The organism is Arthrobacter sp. MYb229, assembly GCF_002975405.1.
In the GTDB taxonomy this organism is placed as follows: domain Bacteria; phylum Actinomycetota; class Actinomycetes; order Actinomycetales; family Micrococcaceae; genus Glutamicibacter.
Genome location: NZ_PCPS01000001.1, coordinates 874104 through 894342, shown reverse-complemented (window position 1 = coordinate 894342; position 20239 = coordinate 874104). Strand labels below are relative to the sequence as shown.

General features: G+C 54.4%; 18 protein-coding genes. 7 read left to right on the top strand and 11 right to left on the bottom strand.

All coding sequences use genetic code 11. The annotated features are described in order from the left end of the window. Positions 1-158: 158 nt before the first annotated feature. From CQ019_RS04215 to CQ019_RS04205, 3 genes are all read left to right on the top strand, one after another. Complete coding sequence (locus CQ019_RS04215) at positions 159-668, top strand: Lrp/AsnC family transcriptional regulator (protein WP_146112403.1); 510 nt, start codon at positions 159-161, stop codon at positions 666-668. Between the two features lie 226 nt (positions 669-894). Next, positions 895-1962 carry a histidinol-phosphate transaminase gene (hisC, locus tag CQ019_RS04210; RefSeq protein WP_105568997.1) on the top strand — a complete coding sequence of 356 codons (1068 nt, stop codon included), beginning with the start codon at positions 895-897 and terminating at the stop codon, positions 1960-1962. Further along, positions 1959-3347, top strand: coding sequence for an amino acid permease (locus CQ019_RS04205; RefSeq protein WP_105568996.1), 1389 nt, complete (start codon positions 1959-1961; stop codon positions 3345-3347). The genes hisC and CQ019_RS04205 overlap by 4 nt, the downstream gene beginning before the upstream one ends. Positions 3348-3422: 75 nt before the next feature. Here the strand turns inward: CQ019_RS04205 and CQ019_RS04200 are convergent, their stop codons facing one another. From CQ019_RS04200 to CQ019_RS04185, 4 genes are all read right to left on the bottom strand, one after another. Further along, positions 3423-4112: a DNA alkylation repair protein gene (locus CQ019_RS04200; protein WP_105568995.1), complete on the bottom strand. Its 690-nt coding sequence runs from the start codon at positions 4110-4112 to the stop codon at positions 3423-3425. A gap of 67 nt (positions 4113-4179) precedes the next feature. Further along, positions 4180-4653 carry a protein-tyrosine phosphatase family protein gene (locus CQ019_RS04195; RefSeq protein WP_105568994.1) on the bottom strand — a complete coding sequence of 158 codons (474 nt, stop codon included), beginning with the start codon at positions 4651-4653 and terminating at the stop codon, positions 4180-4182. 12 nt (positions 4654-4665) lie between these two features. Next, positions 4666-5292 (bottom strand): GyrI-like domain-containing protein, encoded by a 627-nt coding sequence (locus tag CQ019_RS04190; protein WP_105568993.1) that lies wholly within the window; start codon positions 5290-5292, stop codon positions 4666-4668. A 16-nt stretch (positions 5293-5308) separates the two neighbouring features. Further along, complete coding sequence (locus CQ019_RS04185; RefSeq protein WP_258133847.1) at positions 5309-6403, bottom strand: magnesium and cobalt transport protein CorA; 1095 nt, start codon at positions 6401-6403, stop codon at positions 5309-5311. A gap of 335 nt (positions 6404-6738) precedes the next feature. Between CQ019_RS04185 and CQ019_RS04180 the strand changes: the two genes are divergently transcribed. Further along, positions 6739-8028: a DUF4232 domain-containing protein gene (locus CQ019_RS04180; protein ID WP_181148241.1), complete on the top strand. Its 1290-nt coding sequence runs from the start codon at positions 6739-6741 to the stop codon at positions 8026-8028. A 582-nt stretch (positions 8029-8610) separates the two neighbouring features. On the opposite strand, the gene CQ019_RS04170 is transcribed toward CQ019_RS04180, so the two are convergent. From CQ019_RS04170 to CQ019_RS04150, 5 genes are read right to left on the bottom strand one after another with little or no spacing between them, the layout of a single operon-like run. Continuing rightward, positions 8611-11283, bottom strand: a complete 2673-nt coding sequence (locus CQ019_RS04170) for an AAA family ATPase (protein WP_105568989.1) — start codon at positions 11281-11283, stop codon at positions 8611-8613. After that, positions 11280-14327 (bottom strand): type I restriction endonuclease subunit R, encoded by a 3048-nt coding sequence (locus CQ019_RS04165; RefSeq protein WP_105568988.1) that lies wholly within the window; start codon positions 14325-14327, stop codon positions 11280-11282. The genes CQ019_RS04170 and CQ019_RS04165 overlap by 4 nt, the downstream gene beginning before the upstream one ends. Beyond that, positions 14324-15166, bottom strand: a complete 843-nt coding sequence (locus CQ019_RS04160) for a GIY-YIG nuclease family protein (RefSeq protein WP_105568987.1) — start codon at positions 15164-15166, stop codon at positions 14324-14326. The genes CQ019_RS04165 and CQ019_RS04160 overlap by 4 nt, the downstream gene beginning before the upstream one ends. Next, the gene (locus CQ019_RS04155) at positions 15163-16350 is read right to left on the bottom strand and encodes a restriction endonuclease subunit S (RefSeq protein WP_105568986.1); all 1188 of its coding nucleotides are present in this window, start codon (positions 16348-16350) and stop codon (positions 15163-15165) included. Before CQ019_RS04155 ends, CQ019_RS04160 begins: the two co-directional genes overlap by 4 nt. Continuing rightward, complete coding sequence (locus CQ019_RS04150; RefSeq protein WP_105568985.1) at positions 16347-17915, bottom strand: type I restriction-modification system subunit M; 1569 nt, start codon at positions 17913-17915, stop codon at positions 16347-16349. Before CQ019_RS04150 ends, CQ019_RS04155 begins: the two co-directional genes overlap by 4 nt. A gap of 249 nt (positions 17916-18164) precedes the next feature. On the opposite strand from CQ019_RS04150, the gene CQ019_RS18200 reads away from it, so the two are divergent. Beyond that, positions 18165-18440, top strand: coding sequence for a hypothetical protein (locus tag CQ019_RS18200; protein ID WP_146113313.1), 276 nt, complete (start codon positions 18165-18167; stop codon positions 18438-18440). A gap of 55 nt (positions 18441-18495) precedes the next feature. On the opposite strand, the gene CQ019_RS04145 is transcribed toward CQ019_RS18200, so the two are convergent. Both CQ019_RS04145 and CQ019_RS04140 read right to left on the bottom strand, forming a co-directional pair. Beyond that, positions 18496-19062, bottom strand: coding sequence for a type IV pilin protein (locus tag CQ019_RS04145; RefSeq protein ID WP_146113312.1), 567 nt, complete (start codon positions 19060-19062; stop codon positions 18496-18498). Positions 19063-19161: 99 nt separating this feature from the next. Beyond that, positions 19162-19467, bottom strand: a complete 306-nt coding sequence (locus CQ019_RS04140; protein WP_105568983.1) for a site-specific integrase — start codon at positions 19465-19467, stop codon at positions 19162-19164. 137 nt (positions 19468-19604) lie between these two features. Here CQ019_RS04140 and CQ019_RS04135 point away from each other — a divergent pair, with 137 nt between their 5' ends. Further along, on the top strand, positions 19605-19922 hold the full coding sequence (locus tag CQ019_RS04135; protein ID WP_105568982.1) for a hypothetical protein: 318 nt from the start codon (positions 19605-19607) through the stop codon (positions 19920-19922). Then, a complete protein-coding gene (locus CQ019_RS04130) occupies positions 19915-20163 on the top strand; it encodes a hypothetical protein (RefSeq protein WP_105568981.1) in 249 nt (82 codons plus the stop codon). Before CQ019_RS04135 ends, CQ019_RS04130 begins: the two co-directional genes overlap by 8 nt. The last annotated feature ends 76 nt before the right edge of the window (positions 20164-20239 follow it).

Sequence of the window (20239 nt, the reverse complement as noted above, 5' to 3'; positions counted from 1 at the left end):
CCCGCACCGGCACCCCAAGTCCCACGGGCAGGTGCTCGCCGGGAATATTCGGTCACAGATCTTCGCGCTACCCTTGAAGAGTGATCAGAAATATCGCCCTTAGACGCAGCTTTTCTGGCAGCCATTCCGATGTTTGCACCCAGCAGAGGACCTAAGCAGTGCGTATTGACCGTCTCGACGCCGACCTCATCGAGCTTCTCACCGAGTCCCCCATGCTTCCAGTCATGGAATGCGCCCGCCGCCTCGGCGTGGCCAGGGGCACGGTAACCAGCCGCCTTGCCCGCCTGCACGAAGGCGGGGTAATCCGGGCCATCATCCCGCAAGTTCAGCCTGCGGGCTTCGACTACCAGCTGGTCGCCTTTTGCTCGGTGGAAATAATTCAGAAATACGGCCACGAGCCGGTGGCCACGGCCCTGGCCGATTCGATCCCGGAGATCGTGGACATGTATACGGTGACCGGAACCTCCGACTTGCAGTTGCGCATAGTCGCTCGAAATGCGGTAGACCTTCAAGCGATCTTCGATCGGATCAACCAAGTTCCCGGAGTCGCGCGCACCTCTTCCTCGCTGGCCTTGCGCGAACACTTCCAGGGCAGGACCTTGCCGCTCGTTAAGGCCTACGCAAAAAATTCACCGCCAGAGGAAAAGGCTATACAGATCGACCAGTAATCTTCGCTGCCGAAGTCCAATCGGTATGCAGTGTGCATAGCCCTTTGCGCATCGATTGCGCCCTGTGATTGCCACCACCTACAGTTTTTTCTTGTGACTCGCTTCACCTCCATTTGGGCCATAGCTGCCCAGGGAATGTCGAAATCTTGAGCCCGTCTCAAATTTTTGGGCAAACCGTACACCACCGGAATGTTCCAAGCGGTTCATGACTTTTAGAGAGGAATCAATGAACATCAATCAACGCCCCTCCCTTGCCGCCGTGCCGGCTTACCGCCAGGGAAAATCGGCGGCCCCGGGCGCTTCGAAGCTCTCGTCGAATGAATCGCCGCACGCTCCCCTGCCTTCGGTGGTGCAGAGTATCGCCGAGGGGCTGGAAAGCATTCACCGCTACCCGAATATGGCGGCACCGGAGCTGATCACGGCGTTGGCTGACCAGTACGATCTGGACCCGGAAGAGATCAGCCTGGGTGCCGGTTCGGTTGAGGTCGCCTCCCAGCTCATTCATGCAGTCGCCGGAGAAGACGACGAGGTCATGTTCGCCTGGCGCTCTTTTGAGGCGTACCCATCGCTGGTGCGCATTGCCGGCGCGGTTCCGGTCGAGATTCCGCTGGATGCCGAATTCAAGCATGACCTGCCAGCAATGCTGGACGCGATCACCGAGCGCACCCGGCTCATTTTCATCTGCAACCCGAACAATCCCACGGGTACCGTCGTTGCGGCGGACGCCTTGGAAGAGTTCGTCGCCTCCGTCCCCCGGAATATTCTGGTGGTCATCGACGAAGCCTACGTTCACTTTGACCGTTCCGATATCCGCGCCGACGGCCTTGCGCTATTTCGCAAGTACCCGCACGTCGCGGTCCTCCACACCTTTTCCAAGGCCTACGGCTTGGCCGGCCTGCGGATCGGCTATGCGGTCAGCCCCAAGCCCGTAGCGCAGAACCTGCGCAAGGTTGCGGTGCCTTTTGGCGTCACCGATCTGGCTCAGCGTGCAGCGGTGGCCTCCCTCGAAGCCGCCGACGAACTTGGCGTGCGCATCGACGAGGTCGTCGAACAGCGCGAGCGGATGCTTGAAGGCCTGCTGGCTGCCGGATACCCGGCGGTACCTTCCGAGGCGAACTTCGTCTGGGTAGCGGCGGCGGATCGCACCGCCGAGCTCGAAGCCCTGTTGCGCGAAGGCAATGTAGTGGTCCGCGCCTTCCCGGGCGAAGGCCTGCGCATCTCTTCAGGCAGCGTTCAGGACGTTGACCGCGTCTTGGCTGCCGTCACCAGCAAGGTACAGGTAGCTAGCGTATGAGCATGCAAACCAAGGTCCGCGCGGCGGATAACTCACCAAAACTCCATGCAGGGCTAAGCCAGCGCCAGATCTCGATGATGGGGCTGGGCGGAGCGATTGGCGCGGGGCTGTTCATAGGTTCCGGCCAGGCCATCTCCATTGCCGGCCCGGCCGTACTGCTCTCCTACCTCATCGCCGGCACCGTGGTCATCGTGATCATGTCGATGCTCGCCGAAATGGTCGCGGCCGATCCGTCCTCTGGCGCCTTCAGCACCTTCGCGCACAAGGCGATGGGCAGCAGCGCCGGAAGCACCGTCGGCTGGCTGTACTGGATCCAGCTGGTCGTGGTGATTGCCGCAGAAGCCACCGGCGCGGCGGCCATTGTCGCCGCCTGGTTCCCTGGCTTCCCGCAATGGACCTGGGTCTTGGGCTTCGTGGTGCTCTTCACCGGCGCGAATCTCTTGGGCGTGGGCAATTACGGCAAGTTCGAATTCTGGTTTGCCTTCATCAAGGTCGCGGCGATTATCGCCTTCCTGGCCGTCGGCGCGCTGGTCTTGTTCGGCCTCATCCCGACCGATGCGCCGGTTGGCCTGGCCAACCTCGCCTCGCATGGTGGTTTCGCGCCGGCCGGGCTCACCGGCATTGCAGCGGCCCTGCTGATCGTGATCTTCTCCTTCGGCGGCACCGAGGTTGTATCCATCGCCGCAGCCGAATCCGATGACCCGCAGGGCAACATCAAACGCACCATCAAATCGGTGATGATGCGAATCATGTTCTTCTACCTCGGTTCCATCATCGTGATCGTGGCGATCCTGCCATGGAATACCCCGTCCATCGTCGACGGTCCGTTCTCCGCGGTCTTGGGCGTGCTGAACGTCCCTGGCGTGGAATTGCTGATGAGCGCCGTCGTGGTGATCGCACTGCTCTCAGCCATGAACGCGAACATCTACGGTGCTTCGCGCATGCTGTACTCGCTCGGTACCCGCAAGATGGCCCCTCGTTCGGTGACTCACGTGACCGGAAAGGGAGTACCGGCCAAGGCGGTGCTCAGCTCGGTTGCTTTCTCATTCATTGCCGTCGGGTTGAACTGGATCTGGCCCGATGCAGTTATGCCGATCCTGTTGAATGTCGTTGGCTCGACAATCATCGTGATTTGGTGCTTCATCGCGGTGACGCAGTACATCCTGCGCCGCCGCGCCGAGCGCGAAGGCACGGAACTTCCGCTGAAGCTCTGGGGCTTCCCGTACCTGTCCTTGGCGACCATCGCCATGATGGTGCTTATCGTGTGCATCGCGATGACCGACGCGGTGGCCCGGACCCAGCTGCTGCTCACGCTCGGACTGACCGGTGCGCTGTGGCTGGTATCCAAGGTGCTGCGTCTGGGTGCCACCACGCACCAGCGCTAGAGCACAGCGCATAACGCGCAGAGGCCGGCGGAACCCAACAGGTTCCGCCGGCCTCTGCGCCATTAACGGCGGCAGCTAGTCTTTCTGGCGCTTGACCATCTCATTGATCCAGATGGGAGCGAAAGGCGAGGTGCAACCCGGCGACGTTGGATAATCCGCCAAGACCTGCAGCGTCTCCCCGATTTCCAAAGCCCGGGCACGCAGTCCTGCGTTTGAGATACCAATCTGCGCCAGCGTGTTATTCATGGCCCACTGGAGTCGTTCCGGGGCCTGCATCATCTCGGCTTCGATCACATCGAGTAATTTGTCCAGGTCGAGGTTGTCCGGTGCCTTGATGACCTGATGCGCGGTGAGCTCCCAACCGGCACTGGCGATCACCGGGTCCGGATCCTGCATTAATCGCTGGCGCAGTTCTTCGAGGTGCTTGCTTTTCTTCACCACGTAGCTCAGGAACCAGCCCTGAACCTTCGGACGATCGCCTTCACGGATCCAATTTTCAAGGTCATCTAGAGAGAATGCACGCGGTTTGCAGATGAGAATGGCCACCAGTCGCGGCGTCGTTTGCCCGGTCTTCCATAGTTCGACGGCAAGCTCCTGGTTGCTCTTCAGCGCTTTGGCCAACGCTCGCAATTTGCCAAGGTTTACCCCGAAGTCATCACCGCGCTTTTCGTTGACGGCACGCATCTTCGGGTTCTCCAAGGCAGCTAATGCCTCTTGCACCTCTGCAACGGTGCTCGACGGGTTCAGTCCAATATCGGTGCTCATACCTTCATCTTCTCTCAAATTCTCTCTCGGTGCCCCTGCACTAGGCCAAGTCCTGCTGGTTTGGGGATCAGTGATCTTCATTCAACGTCAGATCAGGCAAGACGGTAAGCAGCCAGCGACGCTGCCCTGATGTCTCGACTGCCTTTGGATGATAGTTATTCCTGACCCATTCCACCGCGTCGGAAGCCTGGATCCCACCGAGCACAGCCACTACGGCCAGTGCGGTTCCGGTTCTTCCCACTCCCCCGCGACAAGCAATTTCCACGCGCTCCTTAGACGCTCTCCCATACGCTTGGCGTAACGCCTCCAAGGTGCCTGCAGTGGATGAAGGAATCGAAAAATCACGCCATTTCACCCACCTGTATTCACGGTCGGTGAATCGTGGATCTTTTCCCAGCAGATACACGCCAAAATCAGGTGGCGGCAAGACCTTGCTTTGCTTCAGGCTCGAACCGCGGATCAGGACCCCATCGGGAAGCCGCACCAGATGTTCTTGCCCGGGCCATATCTTCGGCTCCTCAGGTGAGCGTCCGCTCGTCATCGGCTGTACCCGCTATTCGATGATGGATCGTACCGGCTGGCGAAGGATTGTGCGCAGCTTGGCCGGTGCAACGCGGCGCGGGTCACTGAGGTAAATTTCGTGATGCTTGCCAGTCAGCTCCAGTCCCTGCTCGGGGATGAATTGCCGATGCATCCGGTGCAGCGTTTGGGCTTCATCGTCATAGGCACCTATATGCAGGGTTTGCGCACACAGCCCCTCTGCGAATGCTTCAAGCCTCACCTTGTCCAGTGCAGCTGGAGGTTCCTTCTCGGCCAGTTGCTCACGGATGGTTTCAAACATGGTGCTGTCGATCCATTCGGGCTGCAGGATCATCATGGTCCAGTCCCACCGGGATTTATCTCTGTGCTCGGTAAATGCCGACATGTCTTGCGCCCACCAGAGCCCCTCTAAGGGCATGACAACGTAGTCCCTGCCAAGTTCACGTTTACTCATGAACTTCAGCTTGTAGGCCACCGGATACAGCGCCTGCAGGGCTTGAGCATATTCGACCGAGGTGTTCGGATCCCCGTGTCCGTCGATCATGAGATACTGCAGTTCGGGAACCTCGACTAGGCCGAACACCTCATGTTTGGCCTTATAGCTCGGAAGAGTTTTCTTGAGATCTACTTTCGCATGCATAGGAGTATCCGTTTCCTTAGAACCACCGGCGACGCCGGAACATGATGTAGAGGAATGCCGCGAATCCAATCATCAAGACGACTGCCGCTGGGTAGCCAAACGCCCAGTGCAGTTCGGGCATTACGTCAAAGTTCATTCCGTAAATCGCTGCAATCAGGGTCGGCGCGAAAAGGATCGCTGCCCAGCCTGATATTTTCTTCATGTCCTCGTTTTGACGTTGCGCCACAAGTGTCGAATTAACATTCAAAATCTGTGACAGCGCGTCCCGGTATTCCACCGTCTGGGCGTGTGCGCGGGTCAGGTGATCTGTCACGTCCTGCAGGTAGGTCTGCAGCTCATTCGGGACGTCGTATTTGGTGAATCCGTCCGATAGCGAGCGAACGACTTCGAGCAATGAGGCCGTTGAATGCTGCATGTCGATGACTTCTTGGCTCAATCGGTAAATACGTTCGGTGACCGCGGCGTCACCGCTGAACACCTGACGTTCGATCTGTTCCTTATCGATTCCCAAGCCTTGCAGAACCGGGACATAGCCGTCGACGATCTCGTCTAGTAGCCGATACAGCACCGCTTCGGCGCCCATGCTCAGTAGTTTATGGTCGGTCAGCAAGGTGCGGTCGCGAGCGACAAATTCATCGGCGACGGTAGTTTCAAGTTCCAGACCAGGTGTGCCGTCGATCCACCGATGGTCTTGGCATAAGACCGCGATAGATCCCTGGCGAAGCAGGATATGGAACTCTGAGAGCTCAACTTCTTCATGTTCATCCAGATACTGCGCCGAGCGGACAACCAGCAGGAGGATCTCGCCATAGCGTTCCAGCTTTGGCCGCTGCTGCGCATGCATCAAGTCGTCAACCAAGACCGGGTGCAGCTGCCATGCTTCGGCAAGCTCATGGATGTCCTGCTCATCTGGTGTGGGGTACAGGCTGAGCGAAGCCCTCCCGGCGGCACTCGCAGCGTACTCCACGGCGCTTGCCGCGGTGGTGCCTGCAGGGGCAGCGTGCACCGTTCCATGCTCGATGAATCTGACCATGACCGGGGCATGCTCGTACTTCTGCAGATCATTTTCGCGGCTCGTACGACCTATGACCCTGCGTGTAGGTTCCCTCACCTAGGCTCCTATCTCAATACCGACGAACTTTGGTCGTCGGCAGATTCCGCGACGATCCGTTTTACCGACCCGGATTCAAAGTAGCGTATCTCTAAGCTATATGGCCGCCGGAGCTTTCTGTGGCTCCACGCGCGTTTTCCTGAATCGAATGCTGGACAGGCATGGACTCGAATGGCGATTCCCAGTGTTGGGCATACGATTTCCCAGACGAACCCGTGCGACGCCGACGGACCCAATCGAATGATGGTCAGTCATCCCGCCCCAGACCGGAAGGAGGCAAAGCCTCCGATTCGATCGCCTTGCTTTGGTACGGTGAGCAAGTGAAGAGATCTCCAGTGATCGCGTTGGTCACCGCCCTGGTTTTAATCGCTACGTGGCTTGTCCTTTGGAATCCTTGGGATCCATGCGATGCGCCGGCGTCCGTCTGCGAGAAATTTGATGAGATCCAGGAATTGAACGGCGTCGCATCGGTGGAGCTGGAGTACGAGGTTACGTCCGCAGATCCGAAAGATGGTGATAGTGCCACGGCAACATGGACGATAGGTCTTTCGGAAGATCCGGTGGCCTCCGAAGCTACTGACGCGGCACTTCGGGCGGAGCGGATCACTCAGGGGATTTCGCTTCCAGGTGTAACGCTGAATCACTACTCGCAATTCACTACAGGTAAACCGCAAGTCATTAATACGGGCGCGACGACCGGCAAATATTATCCGCTGAGCATCATTCCGCATGAAGACCTTGGTGCGGAGCTCAAGCAGGCCTACGAATTCAGAGATGCCGGGGCCTTGCGAGTTGCTAACTCTTCTGTGGTCGCCGCTGATTCGCAAAGCCTGAAGACGCTTGCCGAATTCGCGGTGCAGCAAAACTACCAGGTGAGCTTCGAAGCCGAAGACAGCTCCGTGCGATATACGCCCGAGGCAACGATCGATCTGGAAAAAGTTCAGCTCGTTATCGATGCCGGAGCCTTGCAGGACGTAGGGAGCGCCATTTACGGCAGTCAGTCGCTGTCCATTCACACCACGTCACCTGATAGCTCGGTCGAGACACGAGCCATCCAAGGCTGGCTTGAGCAACGCACCCCGCCAAACAACGAACCGTTGAAATACTCCATCTCGTCTCCCGGATTTGCGAAGATTGTCGACGGTTGGATCGGCGAGGTACTTCCCGCGGCACTTATCCCGTCACCAGCGCCGCTGCCCGAGGGCGTCGAACCCTGGACACGAGATCCCGATGCTTCTTATTGCACCACCGAGGCAGTCCGTTTCACCCTGAGCGCCCCGGACGCTGCATTGGGTTCGCGGTATCTTTCGGTCTTTGCCACGAACGTTTCCAATCAGCCTTGTGCAGTTCAGGGGCTGGCGGCTATCGAATTTTTCAATGGCCTTGGTGAATCTCAAGAAGACGTCACCATTATCGCCACCCCTAATATTTCGCCCGAACTGGTGCTCATACCGGCCGGGGAAACCGCAATGTCCACGATGAAATGGGCCGCCATGTCTACGGCCAACGATCCCCAACGAAACCGAAAGCCTGGAGGTCAGCCTCTTGCCCGGACTCGAACCGGTGAAATTGATTCCACGAATAGACGGCCAGGACACCTCGCTGGATGTGCTCGACGGCGCTGAGGTACAAGTCAGTCCTTGGGTCCAGGCGCTCGAAGGATGGAAAAAGCCGGCCTAGACTTGCCTAGCCGATCCGAGTGCTGGCCGAGGACGCACTAGCAATATACTGAGGGATTTTGTGGAGGTTGCCAGCGACCTCTCCAACAGGGGTCACCACTACGAAAATGGCCTTCGGCGATTAGTGGAGACGATGCAGGCATATCTTTGCCAACAGAGACAAACCGCCAAGCCCAGGATCCGACAAACGTCAACACCCGCACCACACAAGATCAAGTACCGGCTCACTGAAACGCAGGTTCAAGGTATTCTAAACCGCTATGAGGCTGGGGAAGCCAGCGCAACGGTAGGCAAAGCATTTGGGATCTCCAAGACTACTGTGATCAGTATCCTGAACGAACACGGCATAACGATCCGAAAGCTGGGCCTGACAGACAAGCAAAAGAAGCAAGCGACCCGCCTACGCCAGTCAGGACTGACGCTAGATGAAGTGGCGCGGCAAATCGGATCGAATTACAGTGCAATTCAGCGGTACATTGCTTCGGCGACTTGAATAATCTGACTGACAAGACGATTGCGCGAATCATGTCACTTGCTAATTCGCTTAAGGAACTCTTTACGGAACGTCGCAAATGAGTCAATTTCGCCAAGAAGCCACCTAGGATCGACCGGTGCTGATGCGTCCGACGCTGGAGCAGCATGACCTGTCATATATCGGGATTCGATAGTCATCCCATATTCGACTGCAGCAACGTCTGAAGTTTGTAGCTCCAGTATTTTGTTAAGACGCTGCGTCTGAACACTCCGTTCGTGTCGCGTAACAACATTATTTAGTAATTCTTGCTCGACAAAAACTTCCCATGTCTCACGAAGCGCCCCCACAATGTCACGAGCTTCTTTTTCATAGGCGATCAGATCATTCCCTCTAAAAAGGGCTGCGGCTGCTTGTTGGCGCTCCCTGAGTCGGCCCAAACGCTCCCTAACGCTAACGTGACGCCAAACCTCTGCTGAGGTGGGAACTCCTGCCCCCTCCGGCGATCTTGCGATATGGAGGTATGTCAAAGTCTCTGAATGCTCAAGACCTTGAGCACGGGCTTTCCGTTCCCGTGCGACTTTCTCTTCGTAAAGGTATTGAACAAAGGTAAAGTCATGTGTGAAAACAAGAACCTGTCGACTTTCAGCTTCTTGCAGAAGTCTTTGAGCCACCTTGACTCTAAATTCCTGGTCAAGGCTAGACACAGGGTCATCAAAAACCAGCGTCGATTGATCGCCAGATTCAGTGAGGTCTGCAAAAAAACCCGCAATTGCAGCTACTCGTTGCTCTCCTTCGCTGAGTACCCCATTTACCGTCGAACCAACGCCCTTGATGCTGACCTTGATGAAGCTTACGCCACGAGAAGATCGATCAAAAACGAGTTCCACAGGAACCCGGTGTAATCCAAGGGCTTCTGATTCTTCGGCGAACCGATCGCAAACAGCAGTCACATATTCTTTTGAAAGTTCTGAATTCTTGCGACTAGCACCACTAGTCCCACATGCAGACTTCGCTTGTGACAAACGGGATATCAAAATTGCTCGGTCGTGTTCGGCACCTATCTCAGTTTTCTTCGCTGCAATATTTTGCCGCAAAGATAGGGACTGTTGGCGTTTAGTAAGCAAGACAACTGCTTCTGCGGAGCTATGCATTTCGGCTAGCTTGGTTGCTTTGTCCTCTTCCGACTGAGAGGCTTCACGAATCTTCTTAGCGAGGGCTTCAAGAGACTCCGATATATTTTCTGGATCAGGAACCTCACTGGCTGCATCAGTCTGGGATGATTCATCTATCGCACTTCTGAGACTTTCTGCCCGAGTCAATATCGGTTCAATCGATTCTGCTAGCGTTTCATCGTACGTACCCACTAGCGCGATAGTATCGGCCGGAGCTAATCCTTTAATCGTCAGACTAGACAGGCTGTTCTTCTTTTCATCCCAAAGCCTCTGAGCCGCAATTAGCTTCTTTTGGGCTTCATTTGCCATAAACTCTGAAAATAGCTCAAACCGCGTCTTTGCTTCTGGATTTAGTGTCTGGACGCACAGAGGGCACATCGAAATGCCCTGAGGAAAGTCATGTTCATGGTCCGATGATTCTTTGAATTCTTTGGCTGCCAGCCACATTCTTCGCCAAGATTCATTGCCCGTACCAGTGATCATGCCATCCTGATTCAGACCACGCCGAGCATCCTCCAATCCCGTCTTCGCGTTTTGAACTTCAGTCTTGAGTTTTTGAGCGAGGGTAATTTCGGAAACACTAAGCGCTTTCTGGATTGTCTCTATATTCTTGGCTAGGCCAGCGAACTGGGTGGCAATGTTCCGAGCCTTGACCGCCTGAGTGGCTGGGTTAGATGTAGTCAGCTCTGATATTTTTGCAGGAATGCCATCGAGCTCTTTAAGTTCATCTGGAGTTAATTCGGAAATTCTTTCAAGTTCATCAAGTGCAGTCTGCTTACCAAGATTTTCAAAAATCGTGAGTCCTGCAGCGCTCTCAAGGTCGGGCCATTGCGCCCGTCTCAAATTCTGCTGAACTTGGTCGTTTTCGATAATCGTTGCAATTTCTTGAAGTGCCTCCGTGTACTCGCCAAGAATTTGTAATGTTGGCGGAACATATGCGACCTCATTGGAGCCAGCCAGTTGGGCAGTCGCAGCATGAGAATCAAAAATACGAACGCGCTTCATCGGACTTTCGATGGGCTCCGAGTCGTGTTCCCATGTTAGTTCTTCGCCTTGCGATTCATCTCCCAGAGAATAGCCCACGACAGCTTTTGGGGTAACTTCCGGTTGAAATACATTGGGAAGTATCTTCTCAGATGAGCGGGAGGCCGCCACTTGTTTGAGGATACGCGCAAGTCCAGATTTCCCGCTTCCATTTTTACCGGCAATTATCGTCAAGCCGTCCGGCGAAAATTCTAGGTTTGTCCCGGGTGCAAGGTCATTCGCACCATGGACATGAAGCAGGCGAGTTACCTTCACTGGATCATGTTCACTAGAAATGTTTGTAAGGTGAGCTTCGGTCAGTGGATTAAAAACTTCGAATAACCCCATATCTTCTGGCTTCGATCGCCATGGTGCAGTCTTGTCCACTTCAATGCTGACCGCAGCATTAGCATAGGTACGGTAATCAGCGTCAGCTAGAATTTCACCGAGGGCCAGGCGCCGAAGCAGGTCTTGCTTCCACGGAGATTGGTTGTCTGACCATTGAACAAGTTGCTTTTCTAGGTTCGTCAATTTCTATTCCTACCTTCTGCGCTCAGGCCAAAGAACCGCTCAAAAAATACAGTCAACCGTTCAATCACGCGGCGCTTCTTATCTCCATGATTCTTCTCTTTCGAGAATCGAGACACGGGAGGCAGAATCTTCGTGACCTCTGTGCCCGTAGTGCGCAGTACACCGTCAGTGAACGCTAAATCAACGAACCCTAGCGTCTGCTCACGCTTCAAGTTCTCCGAAGCAATGATTTCCTCAAGTTCACTCTCACGCTGCTTCTGCACGTACTCCTGCCATTCGTCCTGAACCGAGCCATCCACAGACACAGAGTCCACAAAGTTCTCGATCAGATCCTTCTTGTTGCGCAGGGAAGGGCTGGAATCAATCGCTCGGGAAATGCCAGCGCGTAGTTCCTTGTCATCGCCGTCGCCGCGCTCCTCGCGGTATTTCTGCACGAGTAGCAGGATGTAGTCAACGTTAATTTCGACCTGCTTGATCAGTTCAATCTCGAACACCAGGTCACTGGTAATCTGTTCCTTCTCACCGGAATCATGCTTCTTCCGCTCATTCCAAAGATCCAGATATACCGACTGGTAATCCTGGGCCTGACGCTCCGAGAGAATCTCATTTCCAGCAAACTCATCAAACGAGGTCAAGATGTTCTTCAAACGAAGAATCTCACCATAGATCTTGATGAACTCGTTCTGTGCAGATTCACTGTCAATATGCTGACCAGGAACAAACTTCTCCAGCAAGGCCGAGGTCTTCTCTGCATACTCATCGTAGTATTCGCCATAAGGCCGCAACAGAACGATGCCAGCTGCGTCCTTATTGCCGAAGAGGGCAATCGCATCATTCGTCGCTTCTTCCAGATCACGGAAGTTCACGATGTTCCCGTAAGTCTTCACCGAGTTCAAAATACGGTTCGTGCGTGAGTACGCCTGGATTAGCCCGTGAGAACGCAGGTTCTTATCGACCCACAACGTATTCATCGTGGTTGCGTCGAAGCCAGTGAGGAACATGTTCACCACAATGGCCATGTCCAAGTCACGGTTCTTCAGCCGTAGCGACAAGTCCTTGTAGTAGTTCTGGAAACTGTCCGAACTCGTGTCGTAGCTCGTGCCAAACATCTGGTTGTAGTCAGCAATCGCCGTTTCCAGGAACGAGCGAGCGTCCCCGGAAAGGTTCTCGGTTTCAAACCCTTCCTCTTCCAGCACCCCGTCCTCTGAGTCGGGATTCGGGGCATAAGAGAAGATCGTAGCGATCTTCAGCCGGCGATCAGGCGTTAGCTCAGCTTGTTGGCGCTTGAACTCGTTGTAGTACGTCCTGGCAGCCGTTATCGATGCCGTGGCAAAGAGCGAGTTGAACCCACGAACACGCTTCTCCCCCAAAGCATAGCCAACGGATCGCTTCGTCTTCTGATCGAAATGCTCCAAGATGTACGAGGCCACTTGAGAAACACGCACAGGTGACAGTAGGGCGTTCTCAGTGTCGATGGACGACACCTGCTTGTCTATGACCGAGCCGACCTTCATCGTATTCACGTAATCAATACGGAAGGGAAGAACGTTCTGATCGGTGATCGCGTCCTTGATCGTATACGTATGCAGCTTCTCCCCGAACGCCTGCGCGGTCGTCTTCAACTGCGGATTGCCGCCACTGCCAGAGTTCTCAGCAAAAATCGGGGTACCCGTAAACCCGAACAAGTTATACCGCTTGAACGCCTTCGTAATGGCCGTGTGCATGTCGCCAAACTGGGAGCGGTGGCACTCATCGAAGATCAGCACAATATGGCCTGAGTAGATCTCATGACCCTTGTTCTTTGCGATAAAAGTAGAGAGCTTCTGGATCGTCGTGATGATGATCCTCTTCGAAGGATCCTCCAGCTGCCGTTTCAGCACCGCAGTCGAATTATTCGAGTTCGCCGAGCCCTTTTCGAACCGGTCATACTCCTTCATAGTCTGGTAGTCCAGATCCTTACGGTCAACAACGAACAGCACCTTGTCCACGCTCTCCAGACGTGAAGCAAGCTGAGCAGCCTTGAAACTGGTCAATGTCTTGCCAGAGCCGGTCGTGTGCCAGACGTAGCCACCCGCTTCCTGAGAACCAAGCGTCTTGTAGTTCGTGGAGATATCGATCTTCTGCAAGATCTTTTCGGTCGCCACAATCTGGTACGGACGCATCACCAACAGCACCCGGTCACTAGTCAGGACACAGTAACGGGTGAGGATATTCAATAGGGAGTGCTTGGCAAAAAACGTCTTGCCGAACGCCGTCAAATCAAGAATCGGCTTGTTCTGCGCATCAGCCCACCACGAGGTGAACTCGAAGCTATTGGACGTCTTCGATTTCTTCTTCATACCCGTCGCATCAGCCACATGCTGACGGCGAGTGGTGTTCGAATAATACTTCGTCTGCGTCCCATTGCTGATCACGAACAGCTGCACGTACTCGAACAGGCCAGAGCCAGCCCAGAAACTATCACGCTGGTACCGGTCAATCTGGTTGAAGGCTTCACGAATCGGCACGCCGCGGCGCTTCAACTCGATATGCACCATCGGCAACCCATTGACTAGAACGGTCACGTCATACCGGTTCGAGAAACTTGCCCCACCCTCGCCGCGATCCACCGCATACTGGTTGATCACCTGCAAACGGTTGTTATGGATATTCTGCTTATCCAGCAAGGTGATGTTCTTCGTCGAGCCGTCATCCCGAGTCAGCAACTGGACGTGGTCTTCTTGGATGCGCACCGTCTTCTCGACGATGCCATCCCCGGTGCTGGCGACCCGCTCCTTGAAAAAGCGTTGCCATTCAGTATCCGAAAAAGTGAAACGGTTCAATGCCTCGAGCTGGGTACGAAGATTCTTGACGAGATGCTCTTCACTCGTCAATAGCACATACTCGTACGCTTGGCCTTCCAGCAAGCCAATAAATTCCCGCTCCAGCTGGGCTTCGGACTGATACGCAGTCTCTTTGGTGGAATCAGAGAGAAACTCAGCAACGACGGTGCTCTCATTGCTTACTGCGATAGTGTCGTATTTGCGTGCCTGTGCTTCGATCATTTTTCCGCCTCAGCTGCTTGTTGGGCCAGCCATTGTTGCCGCAATGTATCCAGTGGTGAGCCGGAGGGGCTACCGACCTTCCACGTCATCCAACCGTTAGATGCCTGGCCGTCAAGCACAATCTTTGCTGCCGCACTCGGGGATTTATAGGAAACCCCGCGCACGATGATCTCACCATCCGCCGTCACACTGCCTTCTGCTTCTCTTCCAGCCTGGCTCAGGTACAACGCATGACCTGCTTGGAGTAGACCGCTGGAAACCAGGTCAGCAACCGTCACAGTTTTATTCGGCTTGTTAGATGGCACTAGCGCAGTTGAAGGTTGCTCGTCTTCGGTCAGCGTTTGAGGATTACTCCGGCTAATATCCAACCCAGCCAAGCGAAGCGCACCGAGGATGCTTTTCACGAAAGCATCCAGGGAGATCATCATGTGCTTCGGCAGCGTCTCGTCCCCACTCGTCTGCCCCTCCACTACCGTGATCTGAGTCAACGCATTCAGCTCAGCGGCGATACGGCCTTCCAGATATCCGATCTCGGCCGTGTTGAACCCCGCGGTGGTATCGCGCTTCACCGCCAACGCTCGATGCCAGGGAAGCTTTTCCTTGTTGTTGTGCTGCTGCAAGCGGCCGCGCAACTTCCGCGCTTGACCAACATAGACACGATTGGAACCATCGGCTGTCATCAAGACATACACCCCAGGTGCGTCCCAGTCGCTCGCGGGCAGGGACGCCCAATGCTGGCGATCAAAATACGCTACTCGCAGTGCATGCTCGACAAAGTCGGCAATGATCGGCGCTTCAGTATCCGAAGGTATCTGCACATTCACCGGAGTTGTACTCATGAGACCGGCTCCAGCTCCTTGAATGTGAGGAGCTTGTCACGGTAGTACTCGTATTGCTGACTACGCACCGCAAGCTCGGCTGGAAGACCTGTCGAATTGTCGTTCACAAGAGCATCGAAATTATCAAGTGCTTGCACAACTTCCTCTTGATCGCCGAGTGGTGGCAATGAAATCGAATAAACGTCTCGAATCACAGAAGGGTGGGCTTTTCGAGTGTAGTTAAATTCCTGTTTCTCCCATTGGGTTGTAAGAACATAGTAAAGATATTTAACATTAAGAACTGAAGTGTCGACTGTCATCCAACCGCTAACGTTCGTCACAGAGAACTTATGTGGGTGACGATAGAAGAATCTCCCCCCTCCATCGACAGACCAAGTGATTCTCTCGTCATCAAACATATAGTCGCCGTAGCGGCCAAACTCCCCGGTGCCTGTCCCCGACGAAGAGTAAACTGGATAATTTCCTGGAGTTGCATCCAACGCCATTTTAGAAATTACTTTTCCGCGACCTAGTTTGATTATTCCTCTGTTTTCGATCTCTCCGAGAGAGAGCTGGTCACCGGTTTGTGAGTTCGATACCAAGACCGATCGATAATGCTCATACTGCTGTTTCCGAGCTTCCAGCTCCGCTTCCAGCTCCGCTTCCATTTTACTAAAAGTATCAAGAATATCTGCGATATGACGCTGAATTTCAAGCGGCGGAACGGGGATAATTAGCTTGGCCAACGATGAGCCAGAAATTCGTCGTACCTTTGTTCCGGAGACGTGGCGCTGCTTCTGATCTTGAAACTGACGGCTCTGGAAATAGTAGGAAACATAACGAGGTTCCAGCTCATGGCGATAGATAAATGCGTCTCCACTCAAGACCACTTCAGTACCACCCAGCCATGCAGTAGCTTTGGCCACGGCTTCATCGTCTTCGCTGGTAGTTGCAATCAACAAATCGCCATGGCGCGCATGACGTAGTTTCGAGGCGAGTTCAGGAGTGGTAAAAGATAAAGTCTCACTCGCCGAGACGCCATAAAGTGTATGGAGCTGGCCATAATGGATGGCCGGAAAGCCTTCGTGGAACAGGTCTTTCTTCTGCAGCCCATTACCCCGAATAAACTGACCTACGTCGCCCAAGGTTTTATGCTCAACGCCCGCCGGACAGTGCTCCGCTATCAATTCATCGATACGGCTCACTTCACGCCCTCCAGATCTGACACAATCGCATCAATCGATGTGCGCAGCTCTGCCTGCCTGGCAACGATCTGCTCGATTCTGGTATTCAGCTCAGTAATGTCGATGACTTCGCGAGTGTCTTCAGCCTCAACGTACGATGACACGGCAATGTTGTAGTCATTCGCGGCGATTTCACTGTTGTCAACGAGTCTTGAGAAGTACTCCGAAGATTCACGATTCGTGAACGCATCAAGCAGAGCCTGCTGGTTGACTTCGCTCAGTTTGTTCTTGTTGCCTCCGCGCACGAACTCAGCCGAACCGTCAATAAATAGCACGTCATTGGTCTTCTTCGACTTCTTCAGCACGATGATGCAGGTGCCAATCGTGGTACCAAAGAACAGATCAGAAGGAAGCTGAATCACCGTATCAACATAGTTATTGTCGATCAGGTACTTACGGATCTTTTGTTCAGCGCCCCCTCGGTATAGTACGCCAGGGAACTCAACAATCGCTGCCGTACCGTTGGTCGCCAACCAGTGCAGCATATGCATCGTGAAAGCAAGGTCTGCCTTCGACTTAGGCGCCAGCACACCAGCCGGCGCATAACGTGGATCGTTGATCAGGATTGGGTTCGCGTCGCCCTCCCACTTGATCGAATAGGGCGGGTTAGAGACAATCGCTTCAAACGGCTCATCGTCCCAGTGATGCGGCTCCAGCAGCGTGTCACCCAGCGCCAGGTCAAAGTTCTCGTAGTTCACATCGTGCAGGAACATGTTGATACGAGCCAGGTTGTAGGTGGTGAGGTTGATTTCCTGACCATAGAACCCGCCCACGTTCTCTTTGCCAAGTACCTTGGCAAACTTGAGCAGGAGTGAGCCCGAACCAGCGGCGGGGTCGTACACCTTATTCACGCGGGTCTTACCGACCGTGGTGATCTTTGCTAGCAGCTCAGAGACTTCCTGCGGGGTGTAGTACTCGCCGCCGGATTTACCGGCACTAGATGCGTACATCTGCATCAGGTACTCGTAGGCGTCACCAAATAGGTCAATGGAGTTGTCTGAGAACTTGCCGCCCAATGGGAGGTCACCGATCGCGTCGAGCAGCTTGACCATCTTGGCATTACGCTTCGACACAGTATTGCCGAGCTTGGAGCTGTTTACATTCAGGTCGTCAAAGAGGCCTTTGAGGTCGTCTTCGCTATCGGTCCCGGTTGCTGATCCCTCAATATCACGGAAGATGCTTTCTAGCGTTTCATTCAGGTTCTCGTCCTGTTGTGCACGCTTGCGCACGTTTTCAAACAGTTCCGAAGGTCGGATGAAGAAGCCTTTTTCGTTGACAATTTCCTCTCGGGCAAATTCAGCTTCATCGTCAGAAAGCTGCGCGAAATCAAACTCAGCATCACCAGACTCATGCTCGCCGGTATTGATGTAGCTGGTGAGGTTTTCGGAGATGAAGCGGTAGAAAAGTATGCCCAAGACGTACGACTTGAAGTCCCAGCCGTCCACCGAACCGCGAAGATCATTGGCTACTTGCCAGATTGTTTTGTGCAGTTCTGCTCGCTGTTGTTCCTTCACGCTACTGGCCATCAACTTTCTCCCGTGCGAAAATGCACTATTTACTTTTGGATCACTAGTAACGTTACCGTAGCGCTCCCTCAGAATGAGGCTGGGCAACCGGTCTGGCCTGGTATCTCAAGCAAGTCATCTGTACCGGAATCAAACGGGGACTTACTTGAACGTTACATGTTGTTGATTATTATGACATGACTAGGGTTTTTATAGAAGACTCGTCCGCCAGTTCTACGCTATAACGGAAGTACGTCGTATATTCACCTTATGACCGCATCTTCCGTACCTGCAAAGCCCGGCGAACATTGGGCCTACCGACGACGTGATTCCAGCCCCTCCGAAAGAGTGTTTATTGCGAACATCGAATCAACAAAGACAAAAGTTCGCGCGCTCGTGAACTTTGACGATGGCCGTCAAGAATCCATTCCTGGTACGCGACTCAATGTGCCTTGGGATGAAGTAGAGCAATACGATCAACAAATGATTAGCTGGGAGAAGATCAGGGAAGAGCAAATCGACAAAGTTGAATCGCACTGCGTATAGCTTGTCTTTGACCTCTTGCTGCCTGCTGAAATCGCTGAACTAGGATGGCGACCACTCATGACACCCATCCGTCCTGCCACGTCCCGTTCGCATACCCCCAGTAACCAGTGCTTTCCATGCCGGCATTCGGGCACACCTGCACCTGCGTAGCTGAATATCCCGCAAATTCGGTCGGTGCCGAGTTTGAGTGGGTTGAAATATAGCTTCTGCCGGACTTACTCTTCGCAACGATCGCATAAGCGCCACCGCCACTCTTCTGGCAGTAGATGAAGCTATTAACCGGATCATAGGCGCTGCGAGTTGCGCGAAGAAGGTAGTTGCCTGCGGTTTTCATTGCGATCAGCTCGGTTGCGTTTTGTGGATATACACCTGTGTCAGCCTTGTAGAGTTCGAGTGATTTCGCCATCGACGACAGATCGCTTTGAATGGTAGTGTCGTAGGCTCTGTTTTGGATGCCGTTGTAAGCAACAATCGTAATCGCCGCCAAAATACCGATAACCACGATCACGATCAGCAGCTCGACGATCGTGAATCCGTTTCGATTATCCTTGTCGGAAGCGGTATGTTTAGATCTTGCCCACATTCTGCCGTGGATTACGAAGCATAAGAAGTATTCAGTCAAGACTATGTATACAACCGGGTTGAACCCATACCTACGTTATGCGCGATACGAATTTGCGGGATCAATGACGGTAAGCATCTAGGAGCTACCAAGTACGGGTCACAGCTCCGTCTGTTCAAGCAAGCGCATGACAACCAAACGCCGCCGAATCGTGCTCTCGCTGTATTTCCTCCTGCGGTGGAGAGCAACATATTCCTTCTTATCTTGTTCGGTAAGCGCCAGAACATTCTTCCCCCGGCGATACGCCCATTCAGCCCAGTCCTGGAGATCAGCCCAGTAAGCACGTGCCGTGTTGTATCCATAGTTCAGCAGAAGGGCCTCGCGCCGATTCGCAAACTCTTCCCATTCATCCGGCGCTTCAGGCGCAAACTCCATATGGTTTTCTGGATACCGCGCATCACTCATGGGATGACAGTAGCAGAGTTATCACGCTTATGCTTTTATTGAGGTCAGGGCTCATTTTAGAGTTATTCCATCGCCACATAGGCGTGATCGAAAGGTTCCATACCTTTCAGTCATACGTGCAAAGGAGTGCTCTCCTAATGAGCAATATCATCCCCCGATCAGGTGCCAACGCTGAGCCGCCAGCCACTGGTATTCTCAGTCGGTTCACCAAGCCAGAGATGAGATCCATGACCAGGGCGCAGAATGCCGAGATCGCACGCGGCTCAGTGGTCGCGTCCCGCGTTCACTCCGCTGGCATGGTGACCGCAGCAGCAATGCAGATGACCGGCATGATCAGCAGGGAAGCTCAATTCCTTGCAGATGGTGACCCGGGCGCGACCGCCAGGCTGAACCACCTCGCGGACTGCTACGCAGAATATGCCGCCTGGGAGATCAGGCAGTACCGCAATGGGTGACTCGGATTCCTCTCCCACCCGTTGTGTTCCGCCGCCGCCCGTGGCAAGCGCAGCGATCAACCTGGTCGCCGAGCGTTTTCAGAAGGTAGTGGAAGAACTCCGCCGCGAGGCCTGGCGAATCGAGTCGTATGATCCGGCCACCGCGTTCCGAATCGACGATGCGGCCACCACCTTCTGCGAGGCACGCACCTCGATCTTGCAGGACTGGCTGATCGAAACGGGCACCATCCCGTCGAGCTAACACCCGAGTGGTTGCATCCCACCGGGCTCCCCTCTGAGTGCCAGCACGCCTTCTCCTACGTTCCGCTGCGTCGCTG